Raw genomic sequence first — 18,482 nt, 5'->3', positions numbered from 1 at the left:
CTATTTCGTTATGCTATCCTCAAAATGATTCAAAGCGGCAGCTTTGGCATTTTGCAGGATAGCTTTTTTTGTATAAATGTTGAATATGAATTTCTATGGTAATCCTGTAGAAGAGCAAGAATATAGCTTTGGCAGCAGACTGCCAAAAGGAGTGGGCAAGATTATGGAATTTACGAAAATGCATGGACTTGGTAACGATTTTATCGTTGTATTTGGTGAAAAGGAGCTTCCGGCAGATGCAGCAGAATTGGCTGTGAAATGGTGCAACCGTTTCTTTGGCATCGGAGCGGACGGCCTGGTTTATATACTGCCTTCAGAGAAGGCAGACTTTCAGATGCGTATCATGAATTCGGACGGTTCGGAAGCAGAGCAGTGCGGTAATGCCATTCGCTGTGTGTCCAAATATGTATACGATCATGGTCACGTGAACCAGGAGCAGATCACCATTGAAACGATTGGTGCAGGGGTACAACCTGTGAGTCTCAACATTCGTGATGGTAAAGTGGAAACGGTTCGTGTCGATATGGGTGAGCCGATTCTGAACGGTCTTCAAGTGCCTACAACGGTGGATGCTAACCCAGTGGTTGATCACTACATTGAAGCGAATGGACATGCATTCAAATTCACTGCCGTATCCATGGGTAACCCGCATGCGGTTATCTATGTAGATGACGCTGTGAATTTTGATCTCACGACTTGGGGCCCACTTCTTGAAGTGCATCCGATGTTCCCAAAAAAAATCAATGTGGAATTCGCAACAGTTCGTGACCGTGGATATGTGGACATGCGTGTATGGGAACGCGGAGCGGGTCCAACACTTGCTTGTGGAACCGGAGCTTGTGCGACACTGGTATCTTCTGTCCTGAATGGACATACAGATCGTACAGCAGTCATCAGCCTCAAGGGTGGGGATCTCCACATTGAGTGGAATGAAGCTGACAATCATGTGTACATGACTGGACCTGCTGAAGTTGTTTTTAAGGGAATCACTTCATAAAAAGTGGAAGGTTTAACCAAAGGGGCCTGCGGGCCTCTTTTTTTGTCAAAAAGGATAGGTCGTGTCTCCTGTACAGAGACATTTGGGGGCTGTATGGCAAGAAAGTCCATATGAGCTGGATACTCATCAAAAACCTGTGTTTTTCTTCGTTTTTTAGCGTTTTTTGTGTTACATTAGTATGTAAATGATCACAGCTAGGCGGGGGGAAATGGGATGAAGGCGGATTTGCGCAAAGTTATGCAGGAACGGGTTCTCGTTGGAGATGGGGCCATGGGAACATTTCTGTACCAAATGGGGTTCCCGGTGGGGATTTCATATGAAGAATTAAACTTGATTTCACCTGAAGTGGTGGCGGATGTACATCGCCGTTATCGGGATGCAGGTACAGAAATATTTGAAACAAATACGTATTCTGCCAATTACGACAAGTTGTCCAAGTTCGGTCTGGAGTCCAAGGTGGAGGACGTGAACCGTGCCGGCGTACGCATTGCCAAAGAGGTAGCTGGGGATACCGGTTATGTGCTTGGTGCAGTTGGTTCCATTCGAGGTGGCAAGCGGACGAACGTGTCAACGAGTGAACTGAAACGCTTTTATCAACAACAGATCTTTGCACTGCTTGATGAAGGCGTGGATGGCATTTTGCTTGAAACCTTCTATGATATCGAGGAAATGGATATTGCCCTTTTGCAAGCGCGCAAGCTGAGTGATCTGCCCGTGATTGGACAGTTCGCGGTAGAGGATGTAGGGCATACACTGGACGGATATACAATGCCTGAAGCCTTCCGAATCATGCGGGAGCAGGGTGCGGACGTAATTGGTTTTAACTGTCGCTCAGGTCCAAACGGGATTATGCGTGCCATGGAAACCGTCTCGGGACGAATTGGTATTCCAATGTCCGTCTACCCGAACGCGGGTGCCGCAGATTATGTGGATGGTCAGTTCCGTTATGGTGCGACTCCGGAGTACTTTGGTCAGACGGCAGTGCAATTTGCTGAACTGGGCGCTCGTATTATCGGCGGTTGCTGTGGTACGACACCTGATCATATTACCGCTATGAAGGAGGCGCTTGCTGACTATGTGCCTTCGCCTATTTTGGAGCCTGATCCGTCAGAATCCAAACCGCGTATTGTGTTGCATGAACATGTGGATGAGCGTTCCGGACGTGGCGGACAGCCTACGATCGTTGATCTGGTCAAGCAGCGTCACACTGTTATCGTTGAACTTGACCCGCCGCGTGACTTGGACATTGCCAAGTTTATGAAAGGTGCCGAGACATTAAAAGCAGCAGGAGCAGACGCCCTGACCCTAGCGGATAATTCACTCGCGGTTACACGGATGAGTAACATGGCGCTGGGTCACCTCGTTCAGGATCGCACGGGCCTTCGCCCACTTGTGCACATTGCCTGCCGTGACCGGAATCTGATTGGAACACAGTCCCACATGATGGGTTTTGATGCTCTGGGCATTAATCATGTATTGGCTGTAACAGGAGATCCTGCAAGATTTGGTGATCTGCCGGGTTCAAGCTCGGTATACGATCTGACTTCTTTTGAAATCATACGCATGATCAAACAGTTGAACGATGGAGTGGCTTTCTCAGGTAAACCGCTGAAGCAAAAAGCGGGTTTTGTCATCGGAGCAGCATTTAATCCCAATGTGAAATATTTGGAGAAAGCTGTACAACGACTGGAGAAGAAAGTTGCCTCTGGCGCAGATTACATCATGACACAACCGATCTATGATCCTGAGTTGATTGTAGCAATGCACGAAGCGACCAAACATCTGGATGTGCCCATTTTTGTAGGTGTGATGCCGCTGGCGAGTGGACGGAATGCAGAGTATCTGCACAACGAGGTTCCCGGAATTCAGCTTTCGGATGAAGTGCGTTCCCGTATGGCAGGTCTGGAAGGCGAAGAAGGCCGTGCGATGGGAGTGAAAATTGCCAAAGAACTGCTGGATGTAGCAACAGCGCATTTCAAAGGCATCTATCTCATGACACCGTTTATGTTCTACGGCATGACGGCCGAACTGACTCAATACGTATGGGAGAAGTCGGAGCATCAATGTCCTACTTGTTTCAACCCTAATAATCAATTACAATAGTAAAACGGATGTGATGCCGATGTCATTCAGTATGACCGGATACGGTCAATCCGCCTTTCATTTTGGCGGCTATAAGGTACAATTAGAGATCAAATCTGTTAATCATCGTTATTGCGAAGTGATGATGCGTCTGCCAAGAGAGTGGACGTATTATGAAGACGGTTTGAGGAAGATCGTACAGAGTCGTTTGAAACGTGGGCGGATTGATGTTTATGTAATGAAAGAAAAAGAGGAAGACCAGGCTCTTCCCGCTGTTCTGAATGAACAGACGGTCAGGGCCTATCTGCAGGCTGCAGAGCAACTGGAGACCCAATATGGAATGCAGGGCAAACCAAGTATTGTGGATATGCTTGGGCTGCCGGACGTCATGGTTCATTCGGATGGGACAAGTTCCATTCTCGAAGAGCAGAAGGACGAATGGGAGCGAGTTCTGCAGGAAGGATTGAAAGAGGCTCTGTCCAGCCTTGAACAGATGCGCGCTCGCGAGGGTCTTCATCTGGCCAGTGATCTGGAACGGCGGATTACCCGTCTGGAGTCACTGCATACCGAGATGCTTGATCTTGCACCGACTGTGGTAAGTGATTACCGCAACAAGCTAAGACAGAGGCTTACGGAAATGCAGGAAGAAGGCTCTTTCCCTTTTGATGAGCATAAATTGGGTATGGAAATTGCAATGTTTGCCGATCGTTCTAACATAGAAGAGGAGCTTACGCGTCTACAGAGTCACTTTGGACAGAGCAGGGAACTGCTGAAGAGTGATGAACCCGTAGGTCGTAAGTTGGACTTTCTAATTCAAGAGATGAATCGGGAAGTCAATACGATTGGATCAAAAGCCAACCATTTGGCTCTGGTGAATCGTGTTGTCGAGATGAAGGCAGAGCTGGAGAAGATTCGCGAGCAAGCGGCGAATATCGAATGAACAGCCATATTTCGGCAAAAGAGTCGCATGTATAGGGGGAAGAACCTGATTATGGCAATCAAACTCATTAACATTGGATTCGGTAACATCGTATCGGCGAACCGGATTATATCCATCGTGAGTCCGGAATCGGCGCCGATCAAGAGAATTATACAAGAGGCAAGAGATCGTCACATGCTGATTGATGCAACGTACGGAAGACGTACTCGTGCCGTAATTATTACGGATAGCGATCATGTCATTTTGTCTGCAGTTCAGCCTGAGACGGTCGCCCATCGTCTTTCTTCGAAAGATGATGATAACGACGAATAAAATGGAGTGTAATATGTCTAAGGGATTACTGGTAGTGTTGTCCGGCCCATCTGGGGTCGGGAAGGGTACTGTATGCAGCGCTTTGCGCAAACGGGTTCCGGAATTAATCTATTCCGTATCGGCAACAACCCGTCAGCCTCGTCTGGGTGAAGAACATGGTGTGAACTATTTCTTCAGAAGTCATGAAGAGTTCCAGAACATGATTGCTGAAGATCAATTGTTGGAACATGCGGAGTATGTTGGTAATTATTACGGAACACCGCGTGATTTTGTGGAGAAAACGATTAACGAAGGCCGCGACATCATTCTGGAGATTGAGGTTCAAGGCGCGTTAAAAGTGAAAGAGAAATTCCCGGAAGGGATCTTTGTTTTCCTGCTTCCTCCTTCATTGGACGAGCTGAAAGATCGCATTCAAGGCCGTGGTACCGAAAGCCAAGCGACCATTGATCACCGGATGTCCGTGGCGGTTGATGAGATCAGTCTGCTGGAGCAGTATGATTACGCTGTTGTTAATGATGAAATTGATTTGGCGTGCAAGAGAATAGAAAGCATCATAATCGCCGAACATTGTAAGATCAATAAATAATCCCTTTTGCCGCTGCAGAATGCGATATAAGTGGGGCAGTTGTCATATCATATACTGAAGCACTCCTTCTCGGAATGCCCGGGTGTGAAGACATGCCACATCAGTTCTGTCAGGCGGCAACTTGCGATTATACTAATGCGAAGAGGTGTTTGTTAATATGCTGTATCCTTCTATTGATGAAATGATGAACAAAGTCGACAGCAAGTATTCCCTTGTTGTTGCTGCTTCCCGCCGGGCTAGACAGCTACGTGAAGGTGAAAAAACGGATTTAAGAGGTGCGAGATCCCATAAACAAGTTGGCGTTGCACTGGAAGAAATCTATGGAGACCTGCTCGTTGTCATCAAAGGACAGGACGAAGAAGAAGAGTAAGCCGCCTGCGGCTGCTCTTCAACTGCATACGGCGCAAGCCGGATTAATTGACAACCGCGAGGTTGTTATTTTTTTACGAATAAGCATATTTTAACGGAATCTTCTTTAGACGTCGTATAAATATCGGGGGAAATAAACATGTTGAACGGTAAAAAAATCGTGCTTGGTGTGACTGGCGGCATAGCCGCTTATAAAGCGGCAACATTATGCAGCAGACTGGTGCAAAAGGGAGCGGATGTACATGTGATTATGACAGCTTCCGCTACACAGTTTATTACCGAATTAACGCTGCAGACGTTGACCCGAAACACCGTATATACCGATACATTTGATGAGCGTGAACCGGCAGTCGTATCTCATATTCATCTGGCCGATCTGGCTGATCTTGTTCTGGTTGCTCCGGCAACAGCCAATGTAATTGCCAAGATGGCGCATGGCATGGCAGATGATATGCTCTCAACAACTCTTCTTGCCACGACAGCCCCTGTCATGATTGCTCCAGCGATGAATGTACATATGTATGATCATCCAGCTGTAAAGCATAATATGAACCTGCTTGTTGAACGGGGCGCCATGATGATTGAACCGGGTGAAGGTCTGCTTGCGTGTGGATATGTGGGCAAGGGACGTCTGGAAGAACCGGAGAGCATTGTGGATGTGGTGGAACGTTTCTTTGAACAGCGCGAATCTGCAGATATTAGTCGGCAGGGACAAGCTTCGTTGTTACAAGGCAAGAAGGTTGTTGTTACGGCTGGCGGTACGATTGAGCGCATTGACCCAGTACGATATATTACGAACGATTCATCTGGCAAAATGGGATTTGCCATAGCCGCAGCTGCGCGTGATCTGGGGGCTGATGTGAAATTGGTTATGGGCAATACCCAAGCCAAGCCACCGGAGAACGTTGAGTTGATTCCTGTACAGTCTGCACAGGATATGTATGAAGCCGTAACACGCGAGTGGGATGATGCTGATATCGTGGTTAAGGCGGCGGCAGTTGCCGATTATCGTCCAAAGGAAGTTTATACCGAGAAGATCAAGAAGAAAGGCGACACGCTGTCGCTCGAACTTGTTAAAAATATAGATATTCTTGAAACGCTGGGCAAACAGAAGACCCATCAGTTTTTGATTGGTTTTGCTGCGGAGACTCAGTCGCTTGAGATGTATGCACGTGAGAAATTGGAACGGAAAAACTGTGATCTGATCGTAGCCAATGACGTAACCCGCACGGGTGCAGGATTTGGAACAGACACCAACGCGGTACATATCTATGACCGGGAAGGTTTGGTGGAGGAGCTTCCAGTGTTGGCCAAGGACGATGTGGCTCAGCGGTTGCTCCGGATTGCGGCGGAGCGCATTGCCGGGAGGAATTAGGATATGGAGATTGCCAAGGTCATAGTCGATGTTCCCGTGAAGGAAACAGACCGGCCGTTTGATTACCTGGTACCTGAATCGATGAGGGAATGGATCGAGATTGGCAGCCGGGTGGGTGTACCTTTTGGTCATCGGACGGTGCAGGGATTCGTGATTGATCTTGTGCCGCGTACCGGAGAGGAATCATTCAAGCTTAAGCAGATTCAGGAGTTGCTGGACATTGTTCCCCCGTTGTCAAAGGATTTGGTTGAGTTGGCCGAATGGATGAGTGGACGTTACGCCAGTAACCGGATTTTGTCATTGCAGGTCATGGTGCCGACGGCATTGAAAGGGAAAGCAGAGCGATACATCTCGCTGGGAGATGCACTTGATGGACAGATGGCGGGTGCACAACCGGATGATGAGGTGTTATTTGTTTGGGGAGAAGAGTCTACGACCGAGAAAGTACAGCAGGATATCATCCGTTTTGTCAAAAGTCGGGGTCAGGTACCGCTGCAACAACTGAGTAGAAAATATCCCAATCATGCTGCACTAATTAAGAAATTATTGCTTGGTGGCGTGCTGCTGGAAAGTCAGGCCATCAAGGACAAGTTAAATAAAAAAACGATGAAATCCGTTGATCTGGCTGTAGATATTGCTGCTGCTCAGGAAGCACTTGCTTCATTCCCGGCGAAAGCACAGCGGCAGAAGGAGATTCTGGCTTTTTTGCTGGAAATGAAAGAACTGCTACCCATGCCGATGAAAGAAGTGTTATCTACACTACAGGTATCGGCTGCAACGATTAAAGGGCTTGAGGAAAAGGGACTGATCGTCACCGAGGACGTTGAGGTCTTCCGTGACCCGTATCAGGGCAGGACGTTCAAAGCGACTGAACCACTGGTTCTGACCGATGAGCAAAAACTTGTCTACGACAATATCAATGGCCGATTGCAGGAACAACGCCACGGGGTGTTTTTGCTACATGGTGTTACGGGAAGTGGCAAGACGGAAGTCTATCTTCAAACCATTCAACAGTGCATCGAACAGGATCGGCAGGCTATCGTTCTGGTGCCCGAGATTGCACTCACACCACAGATGGTAGAACGTTTTAAAGGGCGATTTGGGGACCAAGTTGCTGTTATGCACAGTCGTCTGTCTGGTGGTGAACGTTATGATGAATGGCGCAAGATTCGTGAGGGTCAGGTGAAGGTTGCAATTGGGGCGCGTTCAGCTGTATTTGCTCCGTTCAGTCGACTTGGGTTGATCATTATGGATGAGGAACACGAGACTTCCTACAAACAGGAGGAAACGCCGAAATATCATGCCCGTGATGTAGCGGTAAAAAGAGCACAGCAGCATCAGGCGGTGGTTGTTCTGGGTTCAGCGACACCTTCGCTGGAAAGTTATTACGCTGCACGCTCGCAGAGTAATGATGATTTTGCACCACTCTTACTGGAGATGCCAACACGGGCACTGGGTAACAAGCTGCCTGAAGTGCGGATCGTTGATATGCGTGAAGAGTTGAAGGATGGCAACCGCTCCATGTTCAGCAGGGCTTTGCACAAAGGGCTGGAGGAACGCTTGGAGCGTGGTGAACAGACGGTGCTTCTGCTGAATCGCCGTGGATATTCGACCTTTGTTATGTGCCGAAGCTGTGGATATGTGGCAGGTTGTCCCGAATGTGATATTTCACTGACGTACCATCAGCGCTCGAATAATCTCCGTTGTCATTACTGCGGGTATGCGGAAGCGGCTCCGGAAGTGTGTCCGGATTGTGGAAGTGAGCATATTCGATACTTTGGTACAGGTACACAACGGGTCGAGGAAGAACTTGCCAAGCTCTTTCCGGGAATTCGGGTCATTCGGATGGATGTGGATACAACAACGGAAAAAGGGGCTCACGAGAAGCTGCTGAAACAGTTTCGTGAGAAAAAGGCGGATGTATTGCTGGGCACCCAGATGGTTGCCAAGGGACTTGATTTCCCGGATGTGACCCTGGTTGGCGTGATAACAGCGGACTCAGCGTTGAATTTACCTGATTTCCGTGCTGCGGAAAAAACGTTTCAGTTACTAACACAGGTAGCTGGCCGAGCTGGTCGGCACCAATTGCCTGGTGAAGTGTTTGTTCAGTCCTATACGCCGGAGCACTACTCCATTGGTCATGCGAGTCAGCATGACTATGTGTCGTTTGTACGTGAGGAATTGCTGCACCGTCGCAATTTGCAATATCCGCCATACTGTCGCCTGATTCTGGTGACCTTTTCGCATGAGCAGCTTCCGGTATTGATTCGTCTTGCTGAGAACTATACACGAATACTGAAAGAGAAGGCTAATGCGGCCGGATGGCTCGGCAGTCTGGATCGATTCAGCAATGATGCCTTTGATGTGCTGGGGCCGGTAGCGTCTCCGATTCCTCGGATCAAGAATAGATACAGATTCCAATGTATGATAAAATGGCGGGGGGATGTAGACGCCATAGGACTTGCTCTGGCTACGGCCCGGCGCATGGACGATGATGTTCAGGCGCAAAAATTGCTCATTAGTCTGGATGTAGACCCGCAAATGTTAATGTAAGCATTTTGCAGCAATGCGGATGTAAACAAGCGGTATAAACATAGATTAAATTGAATACCCCAAAATACAGATATCGTCCTGAAATTATGATGAGGATTAGGAAGGTGCTTACAACATGTCTATTCGCATTATCGTGCAAGAACCAGATGAGGTGCTCCACAAGAGAGCCAAAGAAGTAACCAAAATTACACCAAATGTACAAAAATTGCTGGATGATATGGCTGATACTATGTACGATGCAGAAGGTGTAGGTCTTGCTGCGCCACAGGTTGGTATTCTGAAACGTCTGATTGTTATCGACGCAGGTGATGAGCAAGGGCTGATCAAGATGATTAACCCGGAGATCATTGCAAGTGAGGGAGAACAATTTGGACCTGAAGGTTGTCTGAGTATCCCTGGAATTAATGGTGATGTTCGCCGTTTCGAGACCGTTACGGTTAAAGGTCTGGATCGTGAAGGTAAAGAGCTGATTATTACGGGTAGTGGCTTGCTGTCCCGTGCATTCCAGCATGAGATTGATCATCTGGATGGCGTACTCTTTACGGATGTCGCCGAGAAAGTGTACGAAATTGCAGCCGATCAAACGGGACCGCGTCGTAATTAAGGAGTGATCGATTTGAATATTGTTTTTATGGGAACACCTGAATTTGCAGTTCCTTCTCTCGATATGCTGATGGCAGAGGGATACAATGTGGTGGGTGTGGTGACTCAGCCTGATAAACCACAAGGACGCAAAAAAGTACTTACGCCAACACCGGTTAAGGCCGCGGCAGAACGCCACGGTCTGCCGGTGTTTCAACCTGTTAAATTGCGTGATCCGGAAGCCGTAGCCCGCTTGGCTGAATGGAAACCGGATCTGATCGTAACCGCGGCCTTTGGACAGATTCTGCCCAAAGCTGTGCTGGATATGCCTGTTCGCGGCTGTGTGAACGTGCATGGCTCTCTTTTGCCAAAATATCGCGGAGGAGCCCCGATCCAACGTTCCATTATTAACGGGGAATCCGTGACAGGAGTCACATTGATGTATATGGCTGAAGGCCTGGATACTGGAGATATGATCTCGCGTGTGGAACTGCCAATTACGGATGAAGATACATCAGGATCGATGTTTGATAAATTAAGTGAGGCTGGTTCCAAACTGCTTCAGGCAGAAATGCCACGATTGATTGCAGGCGAGACAACGGCGGTCCCTCAGGATGATGCCGAGGCTTCATATGCTCGCAATCTGACTCGGGATGACGAGAAAATGGACTGGAGTCGTACTTCACGTGAACTGTTCAATCAGATTCGTGGTCTTGTGCCGTTCTCCGGTGCATTTACGATGTGGGATGATCAGGTCTTCAAAGTCTGGGCTGCGGCTAACCCCAATCAGGTGGACCTAGAAACTTCTTCGGATGCTGGACAAGCAGAACCGGGAACGGTGCTGCAATTGAACAAGGCAGGGATTGAAGTCCGCACAGGCAATGGGTCTCTCTGGTTGACTGAAGTGCAGCCAGCAGGCAAAAAAGTGATGCAGGCCGCTGACTTTGCTCGCGGTGGTACACTGAAACCTGGAACGGTGCTGCGATGAGCGGTAACATACCAGGTCGTTCGTCAGGAAAAGGCCAGAAACCTACTGGAAATTCATCCGGGCGTGAAGGAAACCGTCGTCCGAATTCGGGTGGTGCATCTCGCTCCCAGCAACCCAAAACATCTGCTCGTGCATTAGCAGTCAAGGTTCTGAGTGCTGTTGAGCAAGATGGAGCATACAGTAATCTGGAGTTGAACCGCCGTCTGAAAGAGGCGGATTTAAGCCCCGCAGATGCTGGACTAGCTACCGAATTGGTGTATGGAACAATCGCCAGATTGAATACACTTGATTATTTTCTGGAACGTTACGTCGCCAAAGGAGTAGCCAAACTGCAACCATGGGTTCGTAGCCTGCTGCGAATCAGCGTATATCAGATGATATACCTGGATCGTATTCCGGAGCATGCCGTGGTGAGCGAAGCGGTTAATCTGGCGAAGAAACTGGGCCATCAGGGAATCTCGGGTATGGTGAATGGAGTGCTCCGCAATATGATCCGCAATCGGGATGAACTTCGTATTCCAGAACATCTGCCCGTTGCCGAACGTATTTCACTGGAGCATTCCCACCCGTTATGGATGGTTGAACGCTGGATTGCCCAGTACGGCGAAGAGACGGCGGAAGCGATCTGTCGTGCGAATAATGAGCCGCCAGCGGTGAGTGTCCGGGTCAACACCACAATGACCACACGGGAGAAACTGATGCATGAGATGACCAGTACAGGTGCAGTCGTTGAAGCTTCTCAGCTGAGTTCCGATGGAATTCTTGTACGTAGTGGCGGAAACATGGCTCTAACGTCCTGGTATCGGGACGGGTTGTTCTCTGTACAGGACGAAAGTTCCATGCTTGTCGCTGAAGCAGTTGCGCCAGAAGTAGACCAACTTGTATTGGATTGCTGCGCAGCTCCAGGTGGTAAAACAGCTCACATGGCTGAGAAAATGCAGGATCGCGGTCGTATTGTCGCGAATGATGTACATGCTCACAAGCGCCAGCTGATCCTGGATCAGGCGGAGCGTCTCGGTCTGACTTGTATCGATGCTGTAACTGGAGATGCGCTAAACCTGAATGAACGGTACCCGGAAGCGTCGTTTGACCGCATTTTGCTGGATGCACCATGTTCAGGTCTGGGTGTTATTCGCCGCAAGCCTGATGTGAAATGGACCAAAACCGTAAAAGATATCGAAGATATCGCAGGCTTGCAACGTGAATTGCTTGATCAGGTTGCGTCGTTGTTAAAACCAGGTGGTATTCTGGTGTATAGCACGTGTACGATTGAGCCTGCTGAGAATGAGGATATGGTTGCAGATTTCTTGAATCGACATCCGGAATTTAGTCCAGCAGAAGCATCCGTCTGGTCTGAATCGGAGACAGCGAACTTGAAGGTTGTGAACGGTGGTATTCAGATTTTGCCACAATACGCTCACAGCGACGGATTTTTCATCGCACGGTTGACAAAAACAGCGAAATAACAGTTTAATAGAGCACGGAAGCATGACCGCCGAGGGGAACTTCGGCGGATTTCTTTGTGATGGGACTTCGATATAATTGTCAGAGAATGTGATGACAGGGTGCGATGGCGGCATTGAGATGTTATAATGCATGAAGTACAGATATCAAGGGTATACATGGATGTAACGTGGTCTTTGTGATAGAATAGGACGAATGGAACGAAAAGAAGGAAGCCAACGAAAAGAAAAGAAGGAATAGGTGTTGACAACAAAATGAAACCTTTTATATATGATTATTCTCTGGAACAACTGCAGCAATGGGCTGTGGAGAATGGGGAGCCGGCGTTTCGCGGTGGCCAAATCTTTGACTGGATTTATGTAAAACGTGTGAATGATTTCAGTGAAATGACCAATCTGTCCAAGCCATTGCGTGAAAAGCTGACAGAGCAATTTGAATTCGTAACACTTAAGGAAATTACCAAGTTTGAATCCAAAGATGGAACGGTTAAATTCCTCTTTGGTCTTCATGATGATCATGCCATTGAGACAGTAATCATGAAGCATAACTACGGGAACAGCATCTGTGTAACCACACAGGTTGGTTGTCGTATTGGTTGTACGTTCTGTGCATCCACATTGGGTGGTCTCAAGCGTAACCTTACGGCTGGTGAGATTGTTGCCCAGGTTGTGCAGGCTCAGAAAATTCTGGATGAACGCAACGAGCGTGTCAGCAGCATCGTGATCATGGGTTCGGGTGAACCTTTCGAAAACTATGAAGCTACGATGACTTTCCTGCGCATTATGATTCATGAAAAAGGGCTGAATATCGGTCAGCGTCACATCACGGTATCCACGAGCGGAATCGTTCCGAACATCTACAAGTTTGCAGATGAAGATACACAGATTAACCTTGCCATTTCGATCCATGCACCAAATGATGCGCTGCGTTCGAAATTGATGCCGGTTAACCGTCGTTTTCCTTTTGAAGACGTGATGGAGTCCCTTCGTTATTATCTGGCCAAAACAGGTCGGAGAATTACGTTCGAGTATGCACTTATTGGTGGGGTAAACGATCAGCCAGAGCATGCAGCAGAACTGGCAAGTGTGCTTAAGAACATGTTGTGCCACGTGAATCTGATTCCGGTTAACCATGTACCTGAACGCAAATACGTAAGAACATCGAGAAGCGACATTTTCAATTTTCAGAAGATTCTCTCGGAACAGGGTGTTAATGTAACCATTCGTCGTGAACAGGGACATGATATTGCTGCCGCTTGCGGTCAGCTTCGTGCAAAGCATATGGAGTTGAGGTGAGAACGTTTTGATCAAAACAGTTCATGTGAGCCATATCGGACGAGTGCGTTCGGTGAATGAAGATTCAGCCTGGATTCGTAATCTCGATACAGGATATATTCTGGGTATTGTTGCCGATGGCATGGGTGGACATCTTGCAGGGGATACGGCAAGCCGCTTGGCAGTAGAGACGTTGGTGAAAGATCTGGGAACACTGGAACCAGGTCTGTCACATGCGTCTCTGTCTGCGGCTCTCAGCGATGCTATTTTGCATGCCAACGAAGTTATCTTCCGCACGGCATCAACAGATGACAAGTATCACAACATGGGAACAACGGTGGTTGCGGCTTTATTGAACGATACGGAAGGTGTTATTGGACACATCGGTGATAGCAGAGCCTACAAAATTGCGAACAAAGCTGTGATCCAGCTAACCGAGGACCATACACTGGTGAATGAATTGTTCAAAAATGGTCAGATTAGCAAAGAAGATGTGTCCCATCATCCACGTCGCAACGTACTGACTCGTGCGCTTGGAACAGATGCCGAGGTGAAGGTAGATCTGGATACCGTCAAGCTGGAGGAAGGCGAAGTCCTTCTCCTGTGCAGTGATGGTCTCAGTAACCTGGTCAGCAATGAGCAGATTATTCAGGTTGCCGGCAATCTGGAACTGGCATTGGAAGATCGTGCAGACCGACTGCTTCAGTTGGCTTTACTTGCTGGGGGAGACGACAACATCACGGTTGCTTTGTTCGAGTTGCAGAGGGAAGGTTCCGTGGATACGGAAACGGGGTGTGAGTCATGATTGGGCACCAGCTAGGCGGACGCTATGAAGTGATTGAGCGTGTCGGCGGTGGCGGCATGGCTCTTGTGTACAAAGCCCAGGATCTTCTGTTGAACCGGAATGTAGCGATCAAAGTCCTTAGACAACAGTTTGTGCATGACGAAGAGTTTATTCGCCGTTTCCGCAGGGAAGCACAGTCGGCAGCATCGCTGTCTCATCCGAATGTAGTTAGCATTTATGACGTGGGGCAGGAAGATGACGTTCATTATATTGTCATGGAGTACGTGGAAGGCAAAAACCTGAATGAAATTATTAAAGAACGCGCCCCTCTGCAGGTTGACGAATCGGTGCGAATCGCTTCCCAGATTGCAGATGCTCTTGATCATGCACATCATAATCAAATCATTCATCGGGATATCAAACCCCACAATATATTAATTGGCCGGAATGGCCGTGTGAAAGTAACGGATTTCGGGATTGCCCGTGCGGTTACATCTACAACGATTACGCAGACGGGTTCCGTAGTTGGTTCTGTACATTACTTCTCACCAGAGCATGCCAAAGGCATCGTTACTGGTGAAAAATCGGACTTATATTCTCTTGGGATCGTACTTTACCAAATGCTTACTGGGCAACTTCCGTTTCTGGGTGAAAGTCCAATCAGTGTGGCATTGAAGCATTTGCAGGAAGAGTTCGATGAACCACGCAAATTCAATCCATTGATTCCGCAAAGTGTGGAAAATGTCATCTTAAAATCCATGCGTAAAAATCCGCAGGAACGTTATCAGTCGGCCAAAGAAATGCAGACCGATCTGGAAACTTGCCTGATGCCGGAGAGACGTAATGAAACGAAGATTGATTTTCCGGATGAGGATGATATAGACCAGACTCGCGTAATGCCAGCGATCAAGCCTGAACCGCGTGGAGTTACATCGACGGGTGCGGTGCCAGTGATGGAGTCTGACGAAGAAACTGGCAAGGGTAAGGCCAAATCCAAGAGCTGGAAGAAGCCAGCACTACTCATCTCATTAACCGTTCTTATTCTAATCGCCATGGTGGGCGTTGTATGGTATGTCAAGGGTATGCTGGTTGTACCTGAAGTAACCGTGCCTAACGTGATCACCCAGACAGAAGAAAAAGCTCGGGAAATGCTTGAGGAGAAAGGACTCGTCGTCAGTGATGAGGTCATCCGTCTGTACCAGGAAGGTGTCGAACCCGGTATCGTCTATGAACAGAGCAGAAAAGAAGGCGATGTTGTCAAAGAAGGTTCCGAGGTCCAGATCAGTGTTGGGGCAGAAAAAGAACTGGTGAAAATGATTGATGTCAAACAAGACCCTTATGATGAGGCTGTCAAGAAGTTGACTGCGCTTGGCATTAAGGAAGATCAGATTCAGCGGAAAGATGACTTCTCCAATGATGTGGCTTCAGGTTCTGTTATTTCCCAGACGCCGGGTGTGAATGAGGAATTCGATCCTGTGACAGTTCAGATTGAGTTAACCGTAAGTAAAGGCACTGAAACGGTCAAAATGCCTGATCTGAAAAATCTTACCCGCAGTGAAGCTGAAGAAAAGCTTAAATCTGCTGGACTGGAACTTGCTCAGGTGCAGGAAGAACCAAGCTATACGATAGAAAAGGGCAAAGTGACGCAGCAATGGCCTGTGGAAGCGGGCACAGAGGTGAGTCCTGGCGATAAGATTACGATCTTTATCAGCACAGGGTATCCACCTGAAGCGCTGCAATATCCTTTTGATATCAATGTATCACCCAAAGAAGAGGGCAAAAACAGTAAAATCCGTATCACATATGAAGACGCACGCGGCAAGAATCAGGAATGGGGAACACGCACCGTGAACTCAACCCAGACCTTGACCATTCCACTTGTGCTCGCTCCAAATGAAAATGGGGCTGTGTCCGTATATCGTGATGGACAGTTCCTGGATACGTATCTTGTCTCCTACAGTGAAGCCAAAAACGGAACAGTAAATGTACCTTCCATTGACCCGGAACAAAGCACGGAGACGCCGCCAGAAAATGAGCCTGATCCAGGTGAAGGTAGCGTGGATGAGGGAAGTGTTGATTCCAATCAGGAAGGTGAACCTGAGTCCACACCGGCAGACGGTGAGGGTGAGAGCGTAGATGAGGACACTTCTGCCATGAATAATGGTAAGGGGCACGGCAAGGAAAAAGAGAAGAAAAAGGAAGTCATTAACGCATCAAGCCGTCCATAAGGGCGGCTTATGCTGGCGTCTGGAGTAAATGTACCACCATCTAAAGGAGGGCGTCGGAGCTATGCCAGAAGGTATCATCGTTAAAGCGCTAAGCGGTTACTATTATGTCATGCCAGTGGAAGACAACGGGGTTCCTTCGGTTGAAGGTTCCGCCGTTCAATGTCGAGCCAGAGGTATCTTCAGAAAACGGGGAACGTCACCGCTTGTAGGTGATCGCGTCAGCTACATGTTGACAGAGAACGGAGAAGGAACGGTAGATGAAATCCGGAAGCGTGAGACAGAGCTCATCCGTCCTCCTGTAGCCAATGTAAGTTTGGCTGTTCTTGTGTTCTCTGTGAAGGAACCGGATATGAACCTGAACCTGTTGGACAAGTTCCTTGTTCACATCGAGCAGGCGGGGCTGGATGCACTCATTGTGTTGACCAAACTGGATTTGGCAGATCCAGCCAAAGATACCATTGCTGAAGTGAAGGCATTGTATGAACGGGTGGGTTACGAAGTAATCTCGACAAGTTCACGTACCGGTGAAGGCAGTGAATTGCTCAGAGTGCGTCTGGCTGGTAAGATCAGCGTATTCTCTGGACAATCCGGTGTAGGCAAGTCGTCCATGTTAAATGCATTGATGCCGGGCCTGACGCTGGAGACAAATGCAATCAGCATGCGTCTGGGACGAGGGAAACACACCACCAGGCACGTGGAGCTTATTCCGTTGGATAATGGTGGATTTGTTGCGGATACACCAGGATTCAGCCAACTGGACTTTCTGGAGATCGGTGTGGAGGAACTCTCCACTTGTTTCCGGGAATTCGCCCAGTTTGCAGATCAGTGCAAATTCCGAGGTTGTACCCATACACATGAACCAGGCTGTCGTGTGCTTGCGGCCAAGGAGGAAGGTCTGATCTCCGAAAGCCGATATCAGCACTATGTGCTGTTCCTGAACGAAATGAAAGATAAGAAGCGGAGGTATTAACATGATTAAAATTGCCCCATCGATATTATCAGCTGATTTTGCCCGCCTTGGTGCGGAAGTTGCAGAAGCTCAAGCTGCAGGAGGAGACTGGATTCATGTTGACGTTATGGACGGTCATTTCGTCCCTAATATTACGCTTGGACCTGCGATTGTGAAGGCGATCGCTCCACATACAAGCTTGCCGCTCGATGTGCATTTGATGATTGAGAATCCGGAGCGTTATGTTGAGGAATTTGCCAAAGCGGGTGCAGCGGTAATTACCGTTCATGCTGAGGCTTGTGTGCACTTGCACCGCGTTATTCATCTAATCAAGGAGCAAGGAGTGAAGGCAGGAGTTGCCCTTAATCCAGGAACGCCAGCATCTGCCATTCTCGAAGTTCTGGATGATGTGGACATGGTTCTTGTCATGACGGTCAATCCTGGCTTTGGCGGACAGGCATTTATCTCGGGTACGATGAACAAAATCAAGCAGATTCGTACCTGGTTGAACGAAAAGGGACGCCATGATGTACATATCGAAGTAGATGGCGGGATTGCAGCCGATACAGCTCCACTTGTAGTGGAAGCTGGAGCAGATGTGCTCGTTGCCGGGAGTGCCGTATTTGGACGTGAGGATCGCGCTGCAGCGATTACTGAAATTCGCCGTAGCTACGGAGGCTGATCTATGACCCTCAAGGAGACACTGTGGACGATGGCTGCGAGTCTTGTAACGGGACTTGTGCTTGCTTTGTTTGCGGTTATTCAATCCCCGTTTAATGCCATTACGTCCTTAATCGGGGTAGGCGTTGTTATTATGTATTTCCGCAAATTTGATCGTACGGGACATCGGGTTACTTTTGTCATATTCAGCATACTGTATTATGTACTGAGTGTTTTCATGATCGCTGTCTATCAATATATTCCTTCCCAAACGTAAATGAACTGATCTTCGGGCTTGTCATTGTGGAATAGGGATCGAAGGTTCCGCATAAATATGGT

General features: G+C 48.3%; 17 protein-coding genes. All 17 read left to right on the top strand.

Translation table 11 applies throughout. The features are described 5' to 3' along the window. Positions 1-163 precede the first annotated feature (163 nt). The 17 genes from dapF (at position 164) to AC6CIF_RS05620 (ending at position 18,420) form a co-directional block, all read left to right on the top strand. Positions 164-997, top strand: a complete 834-nt coding sequence (gene dapF, locus AC6CIF_RS05700) for a diaminopimelate epimerase (RefSeq protein ID WP_036614947.1) — start codon at positions 164-166, stop codon at positions 995-997. Positions 998-1,210: 213 nt separating this feature from the next. Beyond that, positions 1,211-3,100 carry a bifunctional homocysteine S-methyltransferase/methylenetetrahydrofolate reductase gene (locus AC6CIF_RS05695; RefSeq protein WP_498198456.1) on the top strand — a complete coding sequence of 630 codons (1,890 nt, stop codon included), beginning with the start codon at positions 1,211-1,213 and terminating at the stop codon, positions 3,098-3,100. 19 nt (positions 3,101-3,119) lie between these two features. Continuing rightward, complete coding sequence (locus AC6CIF_RS05690) at positions 3,120-4,019, top strand: YicC/YloC family endoribonuclease (RefSeq protein WP_498198455.1); 900 nt, start codon at positions 3,120-3,122, stop codon at positions 4,017-4,019. A gap of 51 nt (positions 4,020-4,070) precedes the next feature. After that, complete coding sequence (gene remA, locus AC6CIF_RS05685) at positions 4,071-4,331, top strand: extracellular matrix/biofilm regulator RemA (protein WP_006209218.1); 261 nt, start codon at positions 4,071-4,073, stop codon at positions 4,329-4,331. A gap of 13 nt (positions 4,332-4,344) precedes the next feature. After that, on the top strand, positions 4,345-4,917 hold the full coding sequence (gene gmk, locus AC6CIF_RS05680; protein ID WP_017687445.1) for a guanylate kinase: 573 nt from the start codon (positions 4,345-4,347) through the stop codon (positions 4,915-4,917). Between the two features lie 157 nt (positions 4,918-5,074). Next, a complete protein-coding gene (gene rpoZ / locus AC6CIF_RS05675; RefSeq protein WP_036614619.1) occupies positions 5,075-5,287 on the top strand; it encodes a DNA-directed RNA polymerase subunit omega in 213 nt (70 codons plus the stop codon). Between the two features lie 138 nt (positions 5,288-5,425). Next, the gene (gene coaBC / locus AC6CIF_RS05670; RefSeq protein ID WP_498198452.1) at positions 5,426-6,661 is read left to right on the top strand and encodes a bifunctional phosphopantothenoylcysteine decarboxylase/phosphopantothenate--cysteine ligase CoaBC; all 1,236 of its coding nucleotides are present in this window, start codon (positions 5,426-5,428) and stop codon (positions 6,659-6,661) included. 3 nt (positions 6,662-6,664) lie between these two features. Further along, positions 6,665-9,214, top strand: a complete 2,550-nt coding sequence (gene priA, locus AC6CIF_RS05665) for a primosomal protein N' (protein ID WP_047843685.1) — start codon at positions 6,665-6,667, stop codon at positions 9,212-9,214. Between the two features lie 115 nt (positions 9,215-9,329). Then, positions 9,330-9,818, top strand: a complete 489-nt coding sequence (gene def, locus AC6CIF_RS05660; protein ID WP_017687449.1) for a peptide deformylase — start codon at positions 9,330-9,332, stop codon at positions 9,816-9,818. Between the two features lie 12 nt (positions 9,819-9,830). Further along, a complete protein-coding gene (gene fmt, locus AC6CIF_RS05655; protein WP_076211380.1) occupies positions 9,831-10,784 on the top strand; it encodes a methionyl-tRNA formyltransferase in 954 nt (317 codons plus the stop codon). Further along, positions 10,781-12,250, top strand: coding sequence for a 16S rRNA (cytosine(967)-C(5))-methyltransferase RsmB (rsmB, locus tag AC6CIF_RS05650; protein ID WP_498198449.1), 1,470 nt, complete (start codon positions 10,781-10,783; stop codon positions 12,248-12,250). Before fmt ends, rsmB begins: the two co-directional genes overlap by 4 nt. Before the next feature lie 252 nt (positions 12,251-12,502). Further along, positions 12,503-13,543 carry a dual-specificity RNA methyltransferase RlmN gene (gene rlmN, locus AC6CIF_RS05645; RefSeq protein WP_017687452.1) on the top strand — a complete coding sequence of 347 codons (1,041 nt, stop codon included), beginning with the start codon at positions 12,503-12,505 and terminating at the stop codon, positions 13,541-13,543. A gap of 7 nt (positions 13,544-13,550) precedes the next feature. Next, entirely contained in the window at positions 13,551-14,327 is a 777-nt protein-coding gene (locus AC6CIF_RS05640; protein WP_036614606.1) for a Stp1/IreP family PP2C-type Ser/Thr phosphatase, read from the top strand. Continuing rightward, a complete protein-coding gene (pknB, locus tag AC6CIF_RS05635) occupies positions 14,324-16,534 on the top strand; it encodes a Stk1 family PASTA domain-containing Ser/Thr kinase (protein ID WP_498198448.1) in 2,211 nt (736 codons plus the stop codon). The genes AC6CIF_RS05640 and pknB overlap by 4 nt, the downstream gene beginning before the upstream one ends. Positions 16,535-16,595: 61 nt before the next feature. Then, positions 16,596-17,504, top strand: a complete 909-nt coding sequence (rsgA, locus tag AC6CIF_RS05630; RefSeq protein WP_498198446.1) for a ribosome small subunit-dependent GTPase A — start codon at positions 16,596-16,598, stop codon at positions 17,502-17,504. A gap of 1 nt (position 17,505) precedes the next feature. Continuing rightward, positions 17,506-18,165 carry a ribulose-phosphate 3-epimerase gene (gene rpe, locus AC6CIF_RS05625; RefSeq protein ID WP_017687456.1) on the top strand — a complete coding sequence of 220 codons (660 nt, stop codon included), beginning with the start codon at positions 17,506-17,508 and terminating at the stop codon, positions 18,163-18,165. A gap of 3 nt (positions 18,166-18,168) precedes the next feature. Continuing rightward, on the top strand, positions 18,169-18,420 hold the full coding sequence (locus AC6CIF_RS05620) for a hypothetical protein (RefSeq protein ID WP_076211372.1): 252 nt from the start codon (positions 18,169-18,171) through the stop codon (positions 18,418-18,420). The last annotated feature ends 62 nt before the right edge of the window (positions 18,421-18,482 follow it).

Source organism: Paenibacillus sp. GQ49 (assembly GCF_059759055.1).
This window is presented reverse-complemented; position numbering and strand designations above follow the sequence as displayed.